At 65.5% G+C, this 19,583-nt stretch carries 19 protein-coding genes; 11 read left to right on the forward strand and 8 right to left on the reverse strand.

Annotated elements, in window-relative coordinates:
* Positions 1-536: 536 nt before the first annotated feature.
* From ACNJYA_RS03110 to ACNJYA_RS03125, 4 genes are all read right to left on the reverse strand, one after another.
* Complete coding sequence (locus ACNJYA_RS03110) at positions 537-2,060, reverse strand: L,D-transpeptidase family protein (RefSeq protein ID WP_439402023.1); 1,524 nt, start codon at positions 2,058-2,060, stop codon at positions 537-539.
* A 491-nt stretch (positions 2,061-2,551) separates the two neighbouring features.
* Positions 2,552-3,514: an acetyl-CoA carboxylase carboxyltransferase subunit alpha gene (locus tag ACNJYA_RS03115; protein ID WP_036042616.1), complete on the reverse strand. Its 963-nt coding sequence runs from the start codon at positions 3,512-3,514 to the stop codon at positions 2,552-2,554.
* A gap of 324 nt (positions 3,515-3,838) precedes the next feature.
* Positions 3,839-4,795 (reverse strand): site-specific tyrosine recombinase XerD, encoded by a 957-nt coding sequence (gene xerD / locus ACNJYA_RS03120; protein WP_439402024.1) that lies wholly within the window; start codon positions 4,793-4,795, stop codon positions 3,839-3,841.
* A 17-nt stretch (positions 4,796-4,812) separates the two neighbouring features.
* Complete coding sequence (locus tag ACNJYA_RS03125) at positions 4,813-4,959, reverse strand: hypothetical protein (RefSeq protein WP_035669499.1); 147 nt, start codon at positions 4,957-4,959, stop codon at positions 4,813-4,815.
* Positions 4,960-5,132: 173 nt separating this feature from the next.
* Between ACNJYA_RS03125 and ACNJYA_RS03130 the strand changes: the two genes are divergently transcribed.
* The 3 genes from ACNJYA_RS03130 to ACNJYA_RS03140 all read left to right on the forward strand — a co-directional run bounded on the left by ACNJYA_RS03130 (position 5,133) and on the right by ACNJYA_RS03140 (position 8,315).
* Positions 5,133-5,756: a shikimate kinase gene (locus ACNJYA_RS03130; protein ID WP_172786751.1), complete on the forward strand. Its 624-nt coding sequence runs from the start codon at positions 5,133-5,135 to the stop codon at positions 5,754-5,756.
* Complete coding sequence (gene aroB, locus ACNJYA_RS03135) at positions 5,753-6,895, forward strand: 3-dehydroquinate synthase (protein WP_439402025.1); 1,143 nt, start codon at positions 5,753-5,755, stop codon at positions 6,893-6,895. Before ACNJYA_RS03130 ends, aroB begins: the two co-directional genes overlap by 4 nt.
* A 67-nt stretch (positions 6,896-6,962) precedes the next feature.
* Entirely contained in the window at positions 6,963-8,315 is a 1,353-nt protein-coding gene (locus ACNJYA_RS03140; RefSeq protein WP_172786541.1) for a hemolysin family protein, read from the forward strand.
* On the opposite strand, the gene ACNJYA_RS03145 is transcribed toward ACNJYA_RS03140, so the two are convergent.
* Positions 8,312-8,590: a BolA family protein gene (locus ACNJYA_RS03145; protein ID WP_193760624.1), complete on the reverse strand. Its 279-nt coding sequence runs from the start codon at positions 8,588-8,590 to the stop codon at positions 8,312-8,314. The genes ACNJYA_RS03140 and ACNJYA_RS03145 overlap by 4 nt on opposite strands.
* 118 nt (positions 8,591-8,708) lie before the next feature.
* Between ACNJYA_RS03145 and ACNJYA_RS03150 the strand changes: the two genes are divergently transcribed.
* On the forward strand, positions 8,709-9,338 hold the full coding sequence (locus tag ACNJYA_RS03150; protein ID WP_439402026.1) for a J domain-containing protein: 630 nt from the start codon (positions 8,709-8,711) through the stop codon (positions 9,336-9,338).
* A gap of 206 nt (positions 9,339-9,544) precedes the next feature.
* Here ACNJYA_RS03150 and ACNJYA_RS03155 read toward each other — a convergent pair whose 3' ends face one another.
* Complete coding sequence (locus ACNJYA_RS03155) at positions 9,545-10,639, reverse strand: citrate synthase/methylcitrate synthase (RefSeq protein WP_439402027.1); 1,095 nt, start codon at positions 10,637-10,639, stop codon at positions 9,545-9,547.
* Positions 10,640-10,715: 76 nt separating this feature from the next.
* Here ACNJYA_RS03155 and ACNJYA_RS03160 point away from each other — a divergent pair, with 76 nt between their 5' ends.
* Entirely contained in the window at positions 10,716-11,936 is a 1,221-nt protein-coding gene (locus tag ACNJYA_RS03160; RefSeq protein ID WP_439402028.1) for a citrate/2-methylcitrate synthase, read from the forward strand.
* A gap of 18 nt (positions 11,937-11,954) precedes the next feature.
* Here ACNJYA_RS03160 and ACNJYA_RS03165 read toward each other — a convergent pair whose 3' ends face one another.
* On the reverse strand, positions 11,955-12,884 hold the full coding sequence (locus ACNJYA_RS03165) for a LysR family transcriptional regulator (RefSeq protein ID WP_172786545.1): 930 nt from the start codon (positions 12,882-12,884) through the stop codon (positions 11,955-11,957).
* Positions 12,885-13,008: 124 nt separating this feature from the next.
* Here ACNJYA_RS03165 and ACNJYA_RS03170 point away from each other — a divergent pair, with 124 nt between their 5' ends.
* Complete coding sequence (locus tag ACNJYA_RS03170) at positions 13,009-13,611, forward strand: NADPH-dependent F420 reductase (protein ID WP_439402029.1); 603 nt, start codon at positions 13,009-13,011, stop codon at positions 13,609-13,611.
* 43 nt (positions 13,612-13,654) lie between these two features.
* Positions 13,655-14,029 (forward strand): nuclear transport factor 2 family protein, encoded by a 375-nt coding sequence (locus ACNJYA_RS03175; RefSeq protein WP_439402030.1) that lies wholly within the window; start codon positions 13,655-13,657, stop codon positions 14,027-14,029.
* A 20-nt stretch (positions 14,030-14,049) separates the two neighbouring features.
* On the opposite strand, the gene ACNJYA_RS03180 is transcribed toward ACNJYA_RS03175, so the two are convergent.
* Positions 14,050-14,706: a DedA family protein gene (locus ACNJYA_RS03180; RefSeq protein WP_439402031.1), complete on the reverse strand. Its 657-nt coding sequence runs from the start codon at positions 14,704-14,706 to the stop codon at positions 14,050-14,052.
* Between the two features lie 294 nt (positions 14,707-15,000).
* Here ACNJYA_RS03180 and cobS point away from each other — a divergent pair, with 294 nt between their 5' ends.
* From cobS to ACNJYA_RS03200, 4 genes are read left to right on the forward strand one after another with little or no spacing between them, the layout of a single operon-like run.
* Positions 15,001-15,999, forward strand: coding sequence for a cobaltochelatase subunit CobS (cobS, locus tag ACNJYA_RS03185; RefSeq protein WP_172786549.1), 999 nt, complete (start codon positions 15,001-15,003; stop codon positions 15,997-15,999).
* Positions 16,000-16,003: 4 nt separating this feature from the next.
* Positions 16,004-16,414, forward strand: a complete 411-nt coding sequence (locus ACNJYA_RS03190) for a GNAT family N-acetyltransferase (RefSeq protein ID WP_212258908.1) — start codon at positions 16,004-16,006, stop codon at positions 16,412-16,414.
* Positions 16,411-18,318, forward strand: coding sequence for a cobaltochelatase subunit CobT (gene cobT / locus ACNJYA_RS03195; RefSeq protein ID WP_439402032.1), 1,908 nt, complete (start codon positions 16,411-16,413; stop codon positions 18,316-18,318). The genes ACNJYA_RS03190 and cobT overlap by 4 nt, the downstream gene beginning before the upstream one ends.
* Positions 18,315-19,388, forward strand: coding sequence for an esterase-like activity of phytase family protein (locus tag ACNJYA_RS03200; protein WP_439402033.1), 1,074 nt, complete (start codon positions 18,315-18,317; stop codon positions 19,386-19,388). The genes cobT and ACNJYA_RS03200 overlap by 4 nt, the downstream gene beginning before the upstream one ends.
* Positions 19,389-19,583: the final 195 nt, after the last annotated feature.

Genomic DNA, 19,583 nt, shown 5'->3' on the forward strand with positions numbered 1-19,583 from the left:
GAGTCGGAAGGGCGCAGGGAAGGCCGGGTACCGGCTGGCACCCACGAGCCCCTGTGCATGATGCGTAGAGTAGACGCTCACAGGGGAGACACAGGTGCAGCCCGATAACCGGCCTTCCCTGCGCAGTGGTTTGACGGCTTATGTCGCGCTCTCCCCGGGGAGCGTTGCACTTTTGCCCCCGTCGCCTCGCCAGATCGCTGATGTGGGCAACCCGGTCGGGCACCCACACCACCGCGGAGACTTGACGCCAGCCTGCGGGCGCCAGGACCACACGATTTTGCCGTACGCTGGCCCTGCTTCGCCTTTCGGCCTCGCAAGGGCACGGCAGCGCCGTCGTACCGCGCCCGCTGATCGCTCACGGGGACTACCCGCCCTGCGACCGCCTCTGGCGCCAACGCCGCCCGCGTCCACCGCAACCCACCCCACGAACCGTGACGATCGCGACCCGCCCCTTCCGGAGGGATGAGATGGCAGGAGGATAGGGTGTTTCGGGTGTTCGGGTAAAGAGAAATTTTGTTTGTCCGAAGTAGCGTGCCTTACTTCACCGCCGAGAACCGGCTGTCGAACGAGTTCGACTGCACCACCGGCGCGGCGCCAGCCATCATCGGGGCATTGTCACCCGCGCCGTCCGAGACCGACGGCTTCAGCGCCGGGCGCGTTGCGGCAAGGCGGGTGTCGGGCTTCGGCGGCTCGGCAGGCTTGGCGGCCGCAACGGCCGGCTTCGGCGTGTCCTTCGCCGCGTCCTTTACTGAATCCTTGGACTTGTCCTGCCCCGGCACGAAGCGAGTCACGGCGGCCTTGAGTCTCGAGGCGGCCGTGGCCGGCGTCGTGGAGGTCTGGGCGGCCGGGGCCGCGGACGCGGTGGCTTGCGGCGCCGGCGTGGTGGTCGCGGTGGTATCGGCGGTGCCGAGCCCCATCTTGCGGCCGAGATTGGAGAAGAAGCCGCCGGATTTCTCGCTCGGAGCTGCTGCGGCGACGCGGGTATTGGTCGCGGGCGCGGCGACCACCGGCTCTTCCCGCGGCGCCGGCGCGCTTGCCACCGCATCAAAGTTCGGCTTGGGCGGGTTGACGTGGCCGGGGATCGTGCCCGGCGCCTTCGCCATCGCCAGCATCTGCAGCGTGGTGCCTTCGGCGCCCTCGGACAGGCCGGTCGAGCCTTCCGGAATCTTGGCGGCGAACACCTTGTTCATGCCGCCATCGATCCCGGTGTTCATCCGCGCCACCGGCGTGCCCTTGGCGACGAGCTTTGCGTATTCGGCTTCGTCCTTGGCCTGCTTCTCGCGCACGGCGCTGGCGACGTCCTCGGGGATCACATAGGCCGGGCATTTTGCGGAAGCGTCGAACACCGGATCGCGCTTGGCATCGGCCGGTTTCGCCGCGTCGAAGACGTACTTCTTCTCGCAGAAATCGACCTTCGGCTCCTGCCGCGTCACCTCGAAATGATCATAGCCTTCCTTGATCATCTTCCAGAACGCCATGTTCGGATTGTTCCGGTGCTTGGCCATGTTCACCGGCGTCATCTTGAACGGATAGGCCTGCAGCTGGAACGCCTTCTGGCCGCCGAAGAAGGATTCGCGCCCCAGCGAATAGATCTCCGCGATCTGCTCATCCGTCATCGCGTAGCAGCCGCGCGAAGAGCAGTCGCCGTGCACCATCAGCTGCGAGCCGGTGCGGCCCAGCGCCTTGTCGAACGCGTTCGGATAGCCGGTGTTGAACGAGAGGTAATAGGCCGATTGCGGATTCATCTGGCCCGGGTTGATCGAGTAGAATCCTTCCGGCGCCTGACGGTCGCCCTCGCGCACCTTGGGGCCGAGATCGCCCGACCAGCGGCAGATCGGATAGGTCTTGAGCAGCGCGAACTGGCCGTTGCGGGTCTGCTTCCAGACCTCGAGCTCCGCCTCCTGCTTGAACAGGCGGACCAGGATCGGCGATTGCAGGTCCATGTTCTTCTCGGCCATCGCGGCGATCAGCTTCGGCGGTACCGGCTGATTGGCCTTGGCATTGGTTGCGAGCGAGACCTGATCGGTGTCGCAGCCGGACAGCAGAACGCCGGCCGTCATCAGCGCAACCGAAGCCAAGAGCGCGCGAGCAAGCGAACGAGAAATCAAGATGGACCCCACACCGTGCCGGGCATTGAAGCGCGAACCCCAATTCTCCCGAAGCGCAATCCGACCGGAAAACCGACCCGCCGAGACGGGCCCGGTCAGACCCCGCTCCAGCGCTTATGCCCTGAAGCCATTGATTAAAATTCTAACCTCTGGGTCATGTGGTCGCAACCCGAGCGGGGATCACGAGGGCGTTGGCCCAGTGGCATGGTCAACAGAGACTAAATGGACGCGACTTGGGACGGAACTTGGGCTTTTGGCCCAGCAGGACTCAGATCGCCGATTTGGGCAAAAAAAGGGTTAACGCTGGGTTACCGGGGCTGCGAAAGGTCTCGTAGGGTGGGCAAAGGCGCGAAGCGCCGTGCCCACGATCTGTCCGTTGCGAGGCGTAAAATGGTGGGCACGCTTCGCTTTGCCCACCCTACCGAGACCGGAATCGAGGCGAATCAGCCCAGTTTGCGGCCGATATCGAGGAATTTCTGCCGCCGCTGCTTGCGGATGGCATCCCCATCAAAGTTCCGGAGCTCATCGAAGGCCTTGGCGATGGCCTCGCCCGTGGTGGCGATCATGGCGGCGGGGTCGCGGTGGGCGCCGCCGACCGGCTCCTTCAGGATGGCGTCGATCACGCCAAAGCGGAGCATGTCCTGGGCGGTGATCTTCATGTTGTTGGCGGCTTCCTGCGCCTTGGTGCCGTCGCGCCAGAGGATGGAGGACGCCGCCTCCGGCGAGATCACGCTGTAGATCGCGTGCTCGAGCATCAAGACCTTGTTGGCCGTGGTGATGGCGATGGCGCCGCCCGACATGCCCTCGCCGGTGATGATCGCGACGTTCGGCACGGTCAGCGCCAGGCACGCATCGGTCGAGCGCGCGATCGCCTCGGCTTGTCCCCGCTCCTCGGCGCCGATGCCGGGATAGGCGCCGGCGGAATCGGCCAGCGACAGCACCGGCAGGCCGAAGCGCTCGGCCATCTCCATCAGCCGCACGCATTTGCGATAGCCTTCGGGGCGCGCCATGCCGAAATTGTGCCTGATGCGGCTCTCGGTGGAATCGCCCTTTTCCTGGCCCATCACGCAGATCGGCTCGCCGCGGAAGCGGCCGAAGCCGGCGACCAGCGCCTCGTCCTCGCCGAACTTGCGATCGCCGGCGAGCGGGGTGAACTCGGTGATCAGGCCCTTGATGAAGTCGTTGAAATGCGGCCGCTGCGGATGCCGCGCGACAAGCGTCTTCTGCCACGGCGTCAGGTTCGCATAGAGGTCGGCCAGCGCCTGCGCCGCCTTGTCCTCGATCCGTCCGACCTCGTCGCTGATGTCGGTGCCGGTGGCGGCGAGCGCGCGCAATTCGTCGACCTTGGAGTCGAGCTCGGCGACGGGCTTTTCGAAGTCGAGATAGCTGCGCATCTGGTCTTGCATCAACTCAATATAAGGGGACGGGGCTTGAGAAGCGAAGCGAGTTGGGATGACGGAAAGAAGTGTAGCGTCTTCAATGGTTTGGCTTGTGCGCTGATGCAGTCGGCCAAATCAGCCGTTGGGCCCCGGCTCTTTCTGCGGAGATCTGGCCGAAGTCAAGGCGGTTTCCTCGTCGTTCTGGCTGGGCTCTCGTGTCCCGGACGCGCTGCAGCGCTTTTATAGCGCTGCTGCGCAGAGCCGGGACCCAGCGCGGCCTGGGCCCCGGCTCAGCAGCGCATCACTGACGTGCTGCGCTGCGTCCGGGGCACGAAGACCTCTCACTTATCCTCACTTCTCCGCCAGCGGGTGCAGGTCGCGCACCAGGCTCTTCAGCCGCTCCTCGATCACATGGGTATAGATCTGGGTCGTCGAGATGTCGGTGTGGCCGAGCAGGGTCTGCACGATGCGCAGGTCCGCGCCGTTGTGCAGCAAATGGCTGGCAAAGGCGTGGCGCAGCACGTGCGGGGAGACCAGCCGGGCCTGCAGGCCGGAGGCGACCGCAAGCTCCTTCAAGTCGCGGGCAAAATGCTGGCGCGTCAGATGTCCGCTCTCGCCGAACGAGGGGAACAGCCATTTCGAGGCTGCCACGCTGTTCTTCTTGTCGGCCTTTGCCGCTTTCGTCGCGGCGAGATAATCCGCCATCGCCTGCCGCGAGGCGTCGTTGAGCGGCACCAGCCGTTCCTTGTTGCCCTTGCCGCGCACCACGATCATGCGGGCGTCGCGCTTGGCCGCCGAGCGCGGCAGTGCCACCAGCTCGGAGACGCGCAGGCCCGTGGCGTAGAGTACCTCGAGCAGGCAGTAGAGCCGCAGCGCCCGCAGCCGCCTGGAGGGCGAGGCATCTTCCGCCTCGCTCAATTCCTTGGCGCGGCGGAGCATGCGGTCGACGTCGGCGATCGACAGCACTTTTGGCAGGCCGCGGCCGCGCTTCGGGCCTGACAGGATCGCCGCGGGGTCGTCACCGCGGATGCGCTCGTTCAGCAGGAAACGGTAGAGGTGCCGCATCGCCGATAGCCGGCGGGCGACGCTGGTGGACTTGAAACCGCGGGTGTCGAGATCGGCGAGATAGTCGCGCAGCGTCTGGGTCTCGGCATTCACGAAGGTATGGCCGACCCGGCCCAGAAATTCGGAGAAATCGGTGAGGTCGCGGCGGTACGCGTCGAGCGTGTTGGGGCCGGCGCCCTGTTCCGCTGCGAGCATGTCGAGGAACAGGCCAATGAGCTTGGCGTCTGAGGGCGGGTTGCGCATGCCCTGGAGGCTAGCTCCTATTTCTTGAGAAATTTGTCCGGCGGGATCGTCACCGTCATTTCCCGCGGCTTCGGATTGACGAAGTTCGCCAGCGCGAAGACCACGCCATAGACGATGCCGGCGATCACAGCAACGACCGTCAGGAAGCGGAACAGGCTCGGCATCGTTCGGGAGTCTCGGGTAGGGGCTCGGCAGCCAAATTAACCAATGAAATCATCCAACATGTTCGCCGTTTCGTGGCAAGAGTCCTCTGGCGAGGGCCCCCATGGGGTCGTATAGGTGGCCAAAGCATGCCGCATCTGGCGGCAGTTCGAGCGAGATCCAGTCGAGCGAGACGATGTCCGACGCCGCGTTGCCGCTTCCTGCTTCGCCCGAGGCCGACATCCTGTCGGCGCTCGGCGCGCGCTCGATCGTGCTCGTCGGCATGATGGGGGTGGGCAAATCCACCATCGGCCGGCGGCTCGCGGCCCGGCTCAAGCTGCCCTTCGTCGACGCCGACACGGAGATCGAGGCGGCGGCCGGCATGACCATACCGGAAATTTTCGAGCGTTATGGCGAAGCGCATTTCCGCGAGGGCGAGACACGGGTGATCGCGCGGCTGCTCGACGATGGACCCGTGGTGCTGGCAACCGGCGGCGGCGCCTATATGCGCGAGGAGACGCGGTCCCGCATCGCCGCCAAGGCGGTCTCGATCTGGCTCAGGGCGGACCACGACGTCATCATGCGCCGCGTCCGCCGCCGTGCCGACCGTCCGCTGCTCCAGACTGCCGATCCGGAAGGGACGGTGACGCGCCTGCTCACCGAGCGTGAGCCGGTCTATGGCAAAGCCGACCTCACCATCGCCTCGCGCGACGTGCCCCACGACAAAATCGTCGAGGAGTGCATCGAGACGCTGCGTGCTCATCTCTGCGGCGAGCAGTCCGCCCCACCACCTCAAGACGTTGCGAGTGCGTTAAGATGACGGCGCCGTTGAAGCATTCCGATCCCATCAACGTCGACGTCGCGCTGGAGAATCGCGCCTATGACATCGTCATCGGCCGCGGCGTGCTGGCCTCGCTCGGCGAGCGCATCGCCGCGCTGCGTCCCGGCGTGCGCACGGCGATCGTGACCGATCGCACCGTGGCAAAACACTGGCTCGAGCCGACCGAAGCATCGCTTGCGGCCGCCGGCATTCCGACCTCGCGCATCGTGGTCGAGGAAGGCGAGATCTCGAAAACCTATGCCGGCCTCGAAAAGGTCAGCGAGGCCCTGATCGCCGCAAAAATCGAGCGCAACGATCTCGTCATCGCGCTCGGCGGCGGCGTGGTCGGTGATCTCGCCGGCTTTGCCGCGGCCATCCTGCGCCGCGGCGTCGATTTCGTGCAGGTGCCGACCTCGCTTCTCGCTCAGGTCGATTCATCCGTCGGCGGCAAGACCGGCATCAACTCGCCGCAGGGCAAGAACTTGCTCGGGGCCTTCCACCAGCCGGTGCTCGTCATCGCCGACACCGCCGTGCTCGACACGCTGTCGCCGCGTCAGTTCCGGGCCGGCTATGCCGAGGTCGCCAAATACGGCGTGCTGGGCGACGAAGCCTTCTTCTCCTGGTTGGAGAAGAACCATGCCGACATCTCTAGGGGGAGCTCGGCCCGCGAACATGCGATCGCGACCTCCTGCCGCGCCAAGGCCGCAATCGTCTCACGCGACGAGCGCGAAACCGGCGAACGCGCGCTGCTCAACCTCGGTCACACCTTCGGTCACGCGCTGGAAGCTGCGACCGGCTTCTCCGACCGCCTGTTCCACGGCGAGGGCGTCGCCATCGGCATGACGCTGGCGGCGCAGTTCTCCGCGAAGCTCGGCATGATCGGCGCGGCCGATGCCGCACGTGTCGAGCGTCACCTCATCGAGGCCGGCCTGCCGACGCGTCTGCAGGACATCGCCGGCTTTGCGCAGGAAGGGCTTGCCGATGCCGACGCGCTGATGGCGTTGATGGCACAGGACAAGAAGGTCAAGCGCGGCAAGCTCACCTTCATCCTGCTGGAGGCGGTGGGCCGCGCGGTGATCGCGAAGGATGTCGAGCCGGCGCCGGTGCGCGACTTCCTGAAAGAGAAGCTCGCGCAGTGATGGCGGGACCGTTCAGATCGGCCGCCCGCGAAACGGCGGGGAATGCCGGGGCGGTCGCGAGGCAAACATGAGTTCGATCTCGATCAATCTTCTGCTTGCGGCCCTCCTGCTCGCTGCCAACGCGTTCTACGTGGCGGCGGAATTTGCGCTGGTGAAGAGCCGCGGCTTCCGCGTCAAGGCCATGGTCGAGCAGAACCGCTTCGGCGCTCGCCTGCTGCAGACCATGATGGGGAATATCGAATCCTATCTCGCCTGCTGCCAGCTCGGCATCACCATGGCTTCCCTCGGTCTCGGCTGGATCGGTGAGCCGACCGTGTCGGCGCTGCTGAGCCCTGTCCTCAGCCCGCTCGGATTGTCGGAGGCCACGCTGCACTTCACCTCGTTCGTGGCGGGCTTCCTGGTCTTCTCGTCGCTGCACATCATCATCGGCGAGCAGGTGCCGAAGACGCTTGCGATCCGGGAGCCGATGCCGGTGTCGCAGTGGATCGCGTACCCGCTGCATGTCTCCTATCTGGTGTTCTATCCGCTGAGCTGGTGCCTCAACACGGCCTCGAGCGCGATCCTGCGCCTGATCGGGGTCCAGGAGTTTTCGCAACACGAGATCCTGACCGATTCGGAGATCGAAGGCCTGGTCGAGGAATCGGCCGTGCACGGCAAGATCGAGAGCGGCGAGGCCGAATACATTCACAACGTCTTCCGCCTCGGCGAGCTCACGGTGTCCGACGTGATGGTTCACCGCACCGCCATGGTGATGATCAATGCCGACCTGCCGCCGGAGGAGCTGGTGCGGGAGGTGCTGGCCACCGAATACACCCGCATTCCGCTGTGGCGCGACAAGCCGGAGAACATCATCGGCATTCTGCACGCCAAGGATCTGTTGCGCGCCATCCGCGCGTCGGAGGGCGAGACCTCGCGCATCGACGTCTCCACCATCATGCTGCCGCCCTGGTTCGTGCCGGAGATGCGGCCGATATCCCAGCAGCTCAAGGCGTTCCGCCGTCGCAAGACCCATTTCGCGCTCGTCGTCGACGAGTATGGCGAGGTTGAAGGCCTCGTGACGCTGGAAGACATTCTGGAAGAGATCGTCGGCGATATTTCCGACGAGCATGACGTGGTGGTGGCCGGCGTGCGCCGCCAGCCCGACGGCTCCGTCGTGGTCGACGGCTCGGTGCCGATCCGCGACCTCAACCGCGCCATGGACTGGCATCTGCCCGATGAAGAGGCAACCACGGTCGCCGGCCTCGTCATTCACGAGGCGCGCTCGATCCCCGACCGCGGCCAGAGCTTCACCTTCCACGGCTTCCGCTTCCGCGTGCTCCGCCGCGAGCGCAACCGCATCACCGCGCTCCGTATTTCACCGGTGCCGCGCGAGGCCGAGCTGGAAGAGGCCAAGCCGAGACGGGCCGGGACGTCGTTCTAACCTTCCCCCGGCGCCTGCGCATTGATCGCGAGCGCGTGCACGCTGCCGGCAAGTTCCGCGGCGAGCGCCGAATTTATCATGCGATGACGGTCGACCCGGCTCTTCCCTTTGAAGGCGGCAGACACGATATAGACACGGAAGTGCGTCTCGCCGCCCGCCCGATGGCCGGCGTGGCCCTCATGCAAATGTGACTCGTCGACGACTTGCAGGCTTTCGGGCGTGAAAGCTTCCTGCAACTTGTTGCTGATAGTGTCTTTCATAGCCATGTGTGCCATTAAGGTGCGCGGTCGCACCCCGTCAATACCCGGACGTCCAGGCCCGTCGCGACCGGGTGCTCAGCGAATTGCAATGTCAAGACTTGAAGGTTTTCGCATTGCGTAGTCAAAGTCAGCCATGCCGATCGATTCATCAAAGTTCTTCGACTCCATCCGCGTGAAGCCGCGGGGCAAGCAGCCGGAAGTGAAGCCGCGCGACACCGCGGTCAATTGCGAGTGGGCGGGCTGCGCCAACAAGGGCTCGCACCGCGCGCCGAAGGGCCGCGAGAACCAGCGCGAGTATTGGCACTTCTGTCTCGACCACGTGCGCGAGTACAACCAGAACTACAATTTCTTCTCCGGCATGAATGCCGAAGCCGTTGCGCGCTACCAGAAGGATGCGCTGACCGGTCACCGCCCGACCTGGAAGATGGGCGCCAATGGCGGCAAGAAGGGCGCGGAACAGATCGACATGGCGGCCGATCCTTTCAGCATGTTCTCCGAGATCAACGGCCGCGCCAGCTGGCGCAAGGGCCCCGAAGCGGAGCCCAAGGCCGAGACCCGCAAGGTGATGAACGCCGAGCGCAAGGCGCTCCAGGTCATGGGTCTCGGCCCCAGCGCCACGCTCGCCGACGTCAAGACCAAGTACAAGGCGCTGGTGAAGCAGCACCACCCCGACGCCAATGGCGGCGACCGCTCGACCGAAGACCGCCTGATCGAGATCATCAAGGCGTACAATTATCTGAAGACGGTCGTGCGCGAGGCGTAGGACTCGCGGTACCTTCCGGTGTCGTCCCGGTTTTCGCGCGGCCGGCAGTGTCGTAGGGCGGGCAAAGCGACTTGTCCGCCATAGCTCGAAGAGCGACGGCGGAAGCGTGCCCACACTTTTTTCCCTCGAGAGAGATGGTGGGCACGGCGCAAGTGCGCCTTTGCCCACCCTACGATTCCCGGACTCGCGGAGAGATCCGCGCCACCTCACGCCACCGGCATCGCCCCGACATACGACGAGCTCGGCCTGATCAACCGCCCCGTCCGCCGCTGCTCGCGCGCGTGTGCGGTCCAGCCGGCGCTGCGCGCGACCGCGAAGATCGGCGTGAACGCCTGCCGCGGGATCGCCAGCGCATCGAGCAGGATCGCGGTGAAGAATTCGACGTTCGTCTCCAGCGGCCGGTCCGGATTCTTCTTGCGCAGGGCGCTGCGGATATAGGCCTCGACCTCGCCGGCAAACGGCAAATCGGTGCCATTGGACGCCAGCGCCTCGACCGCGGTCTTGAGCACGTCGGCGCGCGGATCGCGCACGCGATAGACGCGGTGACCGAAACCCATCATCCGCTCGCCGCGCGCCAGCGCCGCATCCACCCAGGGCTGAATGCGCTCGCGCGAGCCGATCGCGTCCAGCATTTCCAGCACCGGCTCCGGCGCGCCGCCATGCAGCGGACCGGTCAGTGCGCAATAGCCGGCGGTGACGGCGGCGAACAGATCGGCCTGCGTCGAGGCCACCACGCGCGCGGTGAAGGTCGAGGCGTTCATGCCGTGGTCGCTGGCGGTGACGAGATAGGCGTCCAATGCCGTGACCTCGCGCGCGGCCGGCGGACGCCCGTGCAGCATGCGCAGCGTGTCGGCGGCATGGCTCACGTTGGGATCGGGCGCGACCGGCTCGAGCCCCCTCGCGCGCCGCACCAGTGCGCCCGCGATCACCGGAAATGCGCCGACGATCGTCGCCTCGTGCTCCAGCCCGGGCTCGGCGCGAAGTCCGGCGACGGCCGCCCGGAACCCGTCGATGACGCCCATGCCGCGCGTCGCCGGCAGCAGGTCCGGCAGCCGCGTGAAGGCGCGCTCGCGCGCCGCGCCCAGGTGTGAGCGCACATTGGCTTCGGTGAGGGTGGTTTTGCTGGCGCCGTTCCAGAGCCGGGCGGTGACGCCCTCGAAGCTCGAGATGGCGGCGAGCCGCCCGACATGCTCGCCAGCGATGATCAGCTCGCCGCGCTCGCCATCGACATGGCTCAGCACGGTCTCGGCCGCGGGAACGCCGTCCAGCCCGATCTGGCTTTTGGTGAGGTGGATGTTCATGGCCCAAATCTCCTGTTCACGGAGGATAAAGTCATGCCTCTCGACACGTTGATCAATCTTGATTACATAAATCAATATGAAAAATTCCGATGGGCTGTACCTCTCCGCCCGGGAAGCCGCCGCCGAGCTCGCGATCTCCCCGGCTACCCTCTACGCCTATGTCAGCCGCGGCCTGATCCGCTCCGAGCCGACGCCGGACTCGCGCAAGAACCGCTATCGCGCCGAGGACGTCCGCGCGCTCAAAGAACGGCGCGTGCCGTCGCCCGATCCGCGCGGCCTGCGCAGCTTCGATGCCGACCTGCCGGTGATGGACACGGAGATCTCGACCATCACTGAGGAGGGCGCGATCTACCGCGGCGTCAATTGCGTCGATCTTTCAGAGAACGACACGCTGGAGCACACGGCGACGCTGCTGTGGGATGTCGCCGACGTCGATCCGTTCGATCCGGATAATCAGCCCGAGATGTCCGAGGAGATGCGCACGATCGCGGCGGCCGCGCGCCGGGCGGCGCCGATCGACCGCGCCATCGCCGTGCTGGCACTGGCCGCGAGCGTCGATCCCCGCGCCTTCACCCGGGCGCCCGATGGGCGCGCCATGGTCGGCGCACGCATCGTCCGCCTGCTGGTTGCGACCATGCTCAATGCGGAAGCCTCGGCCGAGCCGCTGCATCAGCAGGTCGCGCGCGCCTGGGCGGCGGACAACAAGCACGCGCCCGATCTGATCCGCCGCGCGCTGGTGCTGCTCGCCGATCACGAGCTGAACGCCTCGACCTTCACCACGCGCTGTGCGGCCTCGACCGGCCTCAACCTTTATGACTCCGTCATTGCCGGGCTCGCCGCGTTGAAAGGGCCGAAGCATGGCGGCGCCGGCGTCTTGGCCTCGCAGCTCGTCAAGACGCTGGTCGACCGCGATGTCGCGCCTGTTGTGCGCGAACGCGTCGCGCTTGGCGAGCGCTTTGCCGGCTTCGGCCACGGCGTCTACAAGCGCGGCGATCCCCGTGCGCAATCACTGCTGAACGCGCTGTCGCGCGCCGGCGCACCGCGCAAATTCACCAGGGAAGTGCCGGAGCGGATTGCGGAAGCCACCGGCGAGTTCGTCAATATCGACTACGCGCTCGCCGTGCTGGTGCACGCATTGCGCCTGCCCGCGGGCAGCGAGCTCGCGCTGTTCGCGATGGCCCGCAGCGTCGGCTGGATCGCCCATGCCAGCGAGCAATTGCAGTTCGGCAAGCTGATCAGGCCGCGGGCAAGGTATGTGGGACCGGCGCCGGGGCGGCGAGCGGGGGCCGCGGAGTAGAATACTTTGCCGGTCCCGTTAGCTCAGGCTTCCGGCGAAGCGTTCGGCGAGCCTGTTTTTCTTGAATGCGTCGGCAACCCAGTCCACGAAGACTCTCGTCTTCGCGGGCACAAGCTTGCGCGATGCGTGGTAAATCGAGATTGCGCCTGCGTCACAGTACCAACGTGGCACCAGGCGTAGCAGCGACCCGTTTTCGAGGGCGGGAAGAATGTCGGCGGTGGCAAGCATGGCAACGCCCAGGCCCAACAGTGCCGCCTCGCGCATCGCAGCGGGATCGTTGACCACGATCGACTCAGATAGCGGGGCTTGAACTTCCCGCCCCGAAACATCGCGCATCGACCAGTGCCGGATGCGTCCCGTCTGCAGCGAGCGCATGACGATGCCATCCAGTGCGGCCAGTTCGTCCGGCTTGGTCGGTGATGTTCGCCCGGACATGTAGGCTGGAGACGCCACGGCGATGATGTGTGCTGGCGCAAGGGTGCGACTGACAAGACCGGGCAACAATTCGAACCCACCTCCGATCGCGGCGTCATAGCCTTCACCGACCAGATCGACCTGACGGTTCTCGAAGTGCCACTCAGGGCGGACCTGCGGGTAACGGGCCAGGAAGCCGGGAAGCAGTGGCAGGATATGGGCTGTGCCGAATGTCGGCGGCAGGCTTATCTTGAGAACGCCCGCCGGCTCCTCGCGTCCGGTCGATGCTCCGGCGATCGCGGCCTGCAGTCCCTCAAGATGGCCGGCGATGGCTGTGCGAAACGTCTCGCCGGCCTCGGTGAGCGTCAGCCTCCGTGTCGAACGATGAAATAATCGGACGCCGAGATTGCGCTCCAGCATGGCGACGTTGCGGCTGACGGCTGCCGGAGTCAGCAAAAGGCGCCGGCCAGCCTCCGAGAAGCTGCCGCACTCAGCGCTGCGAATGAATGATTCCAGGTTGGCCAGTGTTTCCATGGGCTCATTTGCAAGTGATCGTTGAAAATCTTACGAGCAACATCCTCCTAATCAAAGGGCAATGTTTGGGTCATCTCTGGGCCACCGATCATCTCGCCTGATCCCAAACAGCTCGGAGCATTCCATGTCCACCATCGGCATCATCGGCGCAGGCAATATTGGCCGCGCAATCGCCCAGGCACTGGCGCGCAATGGCATCGCCGCGACCCTGTCCAACAGCCGCGGCCCGGACAGTCTTAGGACGACCGTGGCCGAGATCGGTCCGCTCGTGATCGCCGGCACCCGCGAGGAAGCTGCGGCCAAGGATATCGTCTTCGTCGCGGTCAACTGGTCGAAGCTGCCTGATGCGCTTGCCGGCCTGCCGCTATTCGGCGGGCGCATCGTCGTTGACGCCAACAATCCGATCGAGGCGCCGCTGTTCAAGCCGGCGGAGCTCGGTGGTCGCGCCTCGTCCGAAGTTTTCGCCGATCTGGTGCAAGGTGCGCGGGTGGTGAAGGCGTTCAATCACCTCTTGGCGCAGCTCCTCGCAACAGACCCGGCGAGCGACGGCGGCAAGCGCGTGCTGTTCTACTCGGGCGACGACGCCGATGCGAAGGCAAGTGTCGGCGCGCTGATCGGCCAGCTCGGATTCTTTGGCATCGATCTCGGTTCGCTCGCGGTCGGAGCCAGGCTGACCCAGTTTCCGGGCGGTCCGCTTCCGGCGCTGAACCTGGTCAAGTTCGGTTGATGGCTTCGAGGATGTTCTCCAACGAGATGAGAAAGGCTGCAAGATGACCACCAATGATATCGATTTCGACCGACTTCTACGGGCCAATTTGGAGCGCGTGTTCAACGAGCGGGACGAGGACAAGCGGCAGGCCGCCATTGCCGAGTTGTTCGTTGAAGAGCCCGTCATGTACGAGCCGACGAAGATCGTTCGGGGACGCCTGGAGATATCGCGCGTCGCCGGAGAGCTTCTGAAGCAGTTCGGACCGACATTCAGGTTCGTACCCGATGGGGTTGCGGTCGGGCATCATGGCTTGGCGCGTCTGGCCTGGCATGCCGGACCCGAGCAAGGCCCTATTGCAGTGACCGGGGCCGACGTAGCCGAAGTCGAAGGTGGAAAAATCTCGCGGCTCTGGGTGTTGCTCAATCCGCCGCAGTGAAAACAAGTCGTGCTGCCGAACTAGGCCTGCGGCGTCTTCGCTGCGACATCACCATTCCGCCGGCGATAGATCCACACGGCTACGCTCAGCACGATCGCGACGGCTACCACCGTCAAGATCCAAACGTGCTTGCCGACATGTCCGTGATGATGCAGCCCGGCATATTCGTGCAGCGCCGACACGGCCAGTACGCCCGGCAGCACATGGGCGGGCGCCCAGACCAGGATCGCCGGGATGTTCACGGCATAGAATTTCGCGGGCGCCATGCCGAGCGCGCCGGCGGTCACGGGCACGAAGGCGCGGATCGGCGGCACGAAGCGGGCGAAGAACACGGCCCAGGTGCCGAAGCGGTGGAAGAAATTCTCGCTCTCGGCGACCAGGCGCGGATAATTGGTCAGCGGCCAGGTGTTGAGGATTTCCCGCTGCCGCCTATGCCCGATCCAATAGGCCGAGCCGTCACCGAGCACGGCGCCGGCTGCGGCCGCGAGCAGCACCCACGGCAGCTGCAATTCGCCGCCGGGGACCAGGGCGCTCAGCGCCAGGATGATGGTCGAGCCGGGAATCACCGATCCCACCACCGGAACGGCTTCGAGCAGCGCCGCCAGGAACAGGGTCAGGTAGGCCAGCCACGGATGGGCGGAGACGAAGGCGATGAGGGGATCGAGAAAGGACGTCACGTCGTCTCTTGAAGGGCTGGAGCATGGGAGCTTCGGACCCTACATAAGTAACCGCATACGGCCAAAGTAACCATTCGCACGGAACGGCGCGACCCGCCCGAATTTGGGCGTGATTCGCAAGGCAGCCCTCCAAAAACCGCGCTCCTTGCCTATCTAAATGAAAAGACAACGGAACTTTGATTGGTGGGCGGGCTTCTGCCGGCTCGTTGTCTCTGATAGGTTGATTTTCAGCACCCAGCCGCAGCCAACGTGCGAATAACCGGTTTCGGGACCGCCCGGGACCTCGGAGGATTGATGACGACCGCCGCCCTGTCCAAAGTTGAGGAAGTTTCCGGTCAGCCCGACATGAAGGTGTCGGTGCGCCAGGTGTTCGGGATCGACAGCGATCTCGAAGTGCCGGCCTATTCCGAAGTCGATCCTCACGTGCCCGAAGTCGATTCCGATTATCGCTTCGACCGCGCCACCACGCTCGCCATTCTCGCCGGCTTTGCCCGCAACCGCCGCGTGATGGTGACCGGCTATCACGGCACCGGCAAATCCACCCATATCGAGCAGGTCGCGGCACGCCTGAACTGGCCTTGCGTGCGCGTCAACCTCGACAGCCACATCAGCCGTATCGACCTCGTCGGCAAGGACTCCATCGTGGTCCGCGACGGCAAGCAGGTCACCGAATTCCGCGACGGCATCCTACCCTGGGCGCTGCAGAACAACGTCGCGCTGGTGTTCGACGAATACGACGCCGGCCGCCCGGACGTGATGTTCGTGATCCAGCGCGTGCTGGAAGTCTCGGGACGCCTGACGCTCCTGGACCAGAACAAGGTGATCAAGCCGCACCCGGCGTTCCGCCTGTTCGCGACCGCCAACACGGTCGGCCTCGGCGACACCTCGGGCCTCTATCACGGCACCCAGCAGATCAACCAGGGCCAGATGGACCGCTGGTCGATCGTCACCACGCTGAACTATCTCAGCCACGACGAGGAAGTCGAGATCGTGCTGGCCAAGGCCAAGCATTATCGCACCCAGGAAGGCCGCGACATCGTCAACAAGATGGTGCGCCTTGCCGATCTCACCCGTAACGCCTTCGCCAATGGCGATCTGTCGACGGTGATGAGCCCGCGCACGGTGATCACCTGGGCGGAAAATTCCGACATCTTCGGCGATATCGGCTTCGCCTTCCGCGTCACCTTCCTCAACAAGTGCGACGAGCTCGAGCGTCCCCTGGTCGCCGAGTTCTATCAGCGCTGCTTCAATGCGGAGCTGCCGGAATCGGCGGTCAACGTGGCGCTCAGCTGACCCCATGCAAACCATCACCGTCGAGCGCACCATTGGTACCACCAAGAAGGCTGTGCTCGCCGGTCTCGGCGCTTACAACGACGAGAAGTTTGGGAAGCAGAAGGTCAAGAGCATCGCGGTTTCGCTGAAGGACGGCCGCAAGATCGTCGGCGGCATCGTCGGGCACCTCTGGTCCACGGTTCTGTTCATCCAGTATTTCTGGATCGACCAGAAGCAGCGCGGCAAGGGTCACGGCACGAAGCTGATCGCGGCGATCGAGGACGAGGCAAGACGGCTCGGCGCGATCCGGGCCCATGTCGATACGATGAGTTTCCAGGCGCCGGGCTTCTATCGTTCTTGCGGGTATCAGGAATTCGGCACCATCGACGGCTATCCCGGCGGCGTCACGCGCCATTCGTTTACGAAGTCGCTATGAGCACATCATCATCCAACTCCAAATTCCGCAACAACAAGGAAGCGCCGACCGAGCCGTTCAAGCGCTCGGTCGCCTCCTGTCTCAAGGCGATCGCGAAATCGCCCGAGCTCGACGTCTCCTTCGCCGCCGAGCGGCCGGGCCTGGCGCCCGGCAAGGCGCGGCTGCCGGAGCCGGCGCGCAAGATGACCAAGCGTGACGCCGCCATCGTGCGCGGCCACGCCGATTCGATCGCGCTCAAGATCGCCTGTCACGATCCCAAGGTTCATCGCAAGCTGATGCCCGGCAATCCGCAGGCGCGCGGCGTGTTCGAGGCGGTGGAGCAGGCCCGCGTCGAGGCGATCGGCGCGCGCCGCATGGCGGGCGTTGCCAAGAACCTCACCGCGATGCTCGACGACCATTTCCACCGCGGCAAGTTCGACGAGATCACCGACCGCGCCGACGCGCCGCTGGCGGACGCGCTGGCGATGCTGGTGCGCGAGCGCCTCACCGGCATGGCGCCGCCGACGGCGGCCAAGAAGATGGTCGACCTCTGGCGGCCGATCCTCGAAGACAAGATCGGCAGGCGGCTCGACCGGCTCGACGGCGTGCTCGAGGATCAGACCAAGTTCGGCGATGCCGTGCATGATCTGTTGTCCGCGCTCGAGCTCGGCGACGAGCGCAACGCCGACAGCGAGGACAACGACGAGAACGAGGAGAACCAGGACGGCGACAATGACCAGTCCGGCGCCGAGGGCTCGCCCGATTCCGATGCCGCGCAGGAGATGAGCGCCGACCAGGCGCAGGCAACATCCGAGGAGATGAGCGAGAGCGCGATGGAAAGCGCGCAGGCCTCGACCTCCGACACCTTCGACGACGGCGAGCTCGGCGACGACGAGACGCCGGGCGAGGCGACGCGCCCGAACCAGCACGGCAGGAACGAGCCGCGCGGGCCGGAATATCACGCCTACGCGCCGAAGTTCGACGAGGTCATCGCCGCCGAGGATCTCTGCGACCATGACGAGCTGGAGCGGCTGCGCGCCTATCTCGACAAGCAGCTCGCGCATCTGCAGGGCATCGTCGCCCGTCTCGCCAACCGGCTGCAGCGCCGCCTGATGGCGCAGCAGAACCGCGCCTGGGAGTTCGACCTCGAAGAGGGCATCCTCGACCCTGCGCGCCTGTCGCGCGTCGTCACCGATCCCTATCATCCGCTGTCCTTCATGCACGAGAAGGAGGCGACCTTCCGCGACACCGTGGTGACGCTGCTGCTCGACAATTCCGGCTCGATGCGCGGCCGCCCGATCACGGTCGCCGCGACCTGCGCCGACATCCTGGCGCGCACGCTGGAGCGTTGCGGCGTCAAGGTCGAGATTTTGGGCTTCACCACGCGCGCCTGGAAGGGCGGGCAATCGCGCGAGGCGTGGCTTGCCGCCGGCAAGCCGGCCAATCCCGGCCGCCTCAACGATCTCCGTCACATCATCTACAAGTCGGCGGACGCTCCCTGGCGCCGTGCGCGGAAAAATCTCGGCCTGATGATGCGCGAGGGGCTGCTGAAGGAGAACATCGACGGCGAGGCGCTGGACTGGGCGCACAAGCGCCTGCTCGGCCGGCCCGAGCAGCGCAAGATCCTGATGATGATCTCGGACGGCGCGCCGGTCGACGATTCCACGCTGTCGGTCAATCCCGGCAACTACCTCGAGCGGCATCTGCGCCATATCATCGAGGAGATCGAGACCCGCTCGCCGGTCGAGCTGATCGCGATCGGCATCGGCCATGACGTGACGCGCTATTATCGCCGCGCCGTGACGATCGTGGACGCCGAGGAGCTCGGCGGCGCGATCACCGAAAAACTCGCCGAGCTCTTCAGCGAGACCAACACGGCGCCCACGCAAGCGGCCGGTCGCTCGCGACGCAAATTGCATTCGTGAGCACGATTGCATCCCGCCGCAGCTTTCTCAGGCACGCCGCGGCGGGATTCTCCACATTCGCAGTCTCCAGGTTCGCGCAGGCGCAAGCCGCGACCGAGCCGCCACCGCGCCCGCTTCACGTCGAGCACGCCGTCGCGGCGCCCGTCAGCGTCGAGGTCAACGCGCGCAGCATTCCCAATTTCGAGCCGCGCGACCGCACGCGCACGCGCTTCGGCTCGCTGGACTATCGCAGCGGCCTGGTGCTGACCTCGCCCTATCGCGGCTTCGGCGGCCTGTCAGGCCTCCGCTTCCTCGACGGCAAGGGCGAGCGTTTCCTCGCGATATCCGACCAGGGCGGCTGGTTCACCGGCAGCATCCGCTATTCCGGCCGCGACATGGTCGGCCTTGCCGACGTCGAGGCCGCGCCGCTGCTCGGCGCCGAAGGGCGGCCGATCACGGAAAAGCACCTCTGGTGGGATTCGGAATCGATCGCGCGCGACGGCAGTCTCGTCTATGTCGGGCTCGAGCGCGTCAACCAGATCCTGCGCTACGATTTTGCCAAGGGCGGAACCCGCGCCCGCGGCGAGGTGATCGCCGTCCCACCCACCTTGCGCAAGCTGCCCTCCAACAAGGGGCTGGAGGCGATGGTCGTCGTGCCCAAAGGGCAGCCGCTCGCCGGCACCCTGATCGCCTTCTCCGAGCGCGGGCTCGATGCCGACGGCAACCTCATCGCCTTCCTGATCGGCGGTCCCACGCCCGGCCAGTTCAGCGTGCGGCGCACCGAGAAATACGACATCAGCGATGCCGTGCTGTTGCCCTCCGGCGAACTGCTCATCCTCGAACGCAAATTCTCCTGGTTCACCGGCGTCAACATCCGCATCCGCGCGATCCCGCTGAAAGCAATCGCGCCCGGTGCGCTGGTCGATGGCCCCGCGCTGTTCGCCGCCGATCTCGGCCACGAGATCGACAACATGGAAGGCATCGACGCCCACGTCACGGCCGAGGGGGAGACGGTGCTGACCCTGATCTCCGACGACAATTTCTCGATGCTGCAGCGAACCCTGCTGCTGCAATTCACGCTGGTGGAGTAGGGTAGTCTCTCCGCCGTCGTTGCGAGGGCAGCGAAGCAATCCAGAATCTTTCCGGGGCGGCAGACTGGATTGCTTCGCTGCGCTCGCAATGACGATGGGAAGTCTGGCTCGCGTCAAACCGGCATTGCGGAAATGCACGCTGTGGGTACCCGCCATTCCCGCCGCGCAACTAGCAATCCGCGCGTCCCTCACTAC

The organism is Bradyrhizobium sp. BLXBL-01 (genome assembly GCF_051853025.1).
Taxonomy (GTDB): domain Bacteria; phylum Pseudomonadota; class Alphaproteobacteria; order Rhizobiales; family Xanthobacteraceae; genus Bradyrhizobium.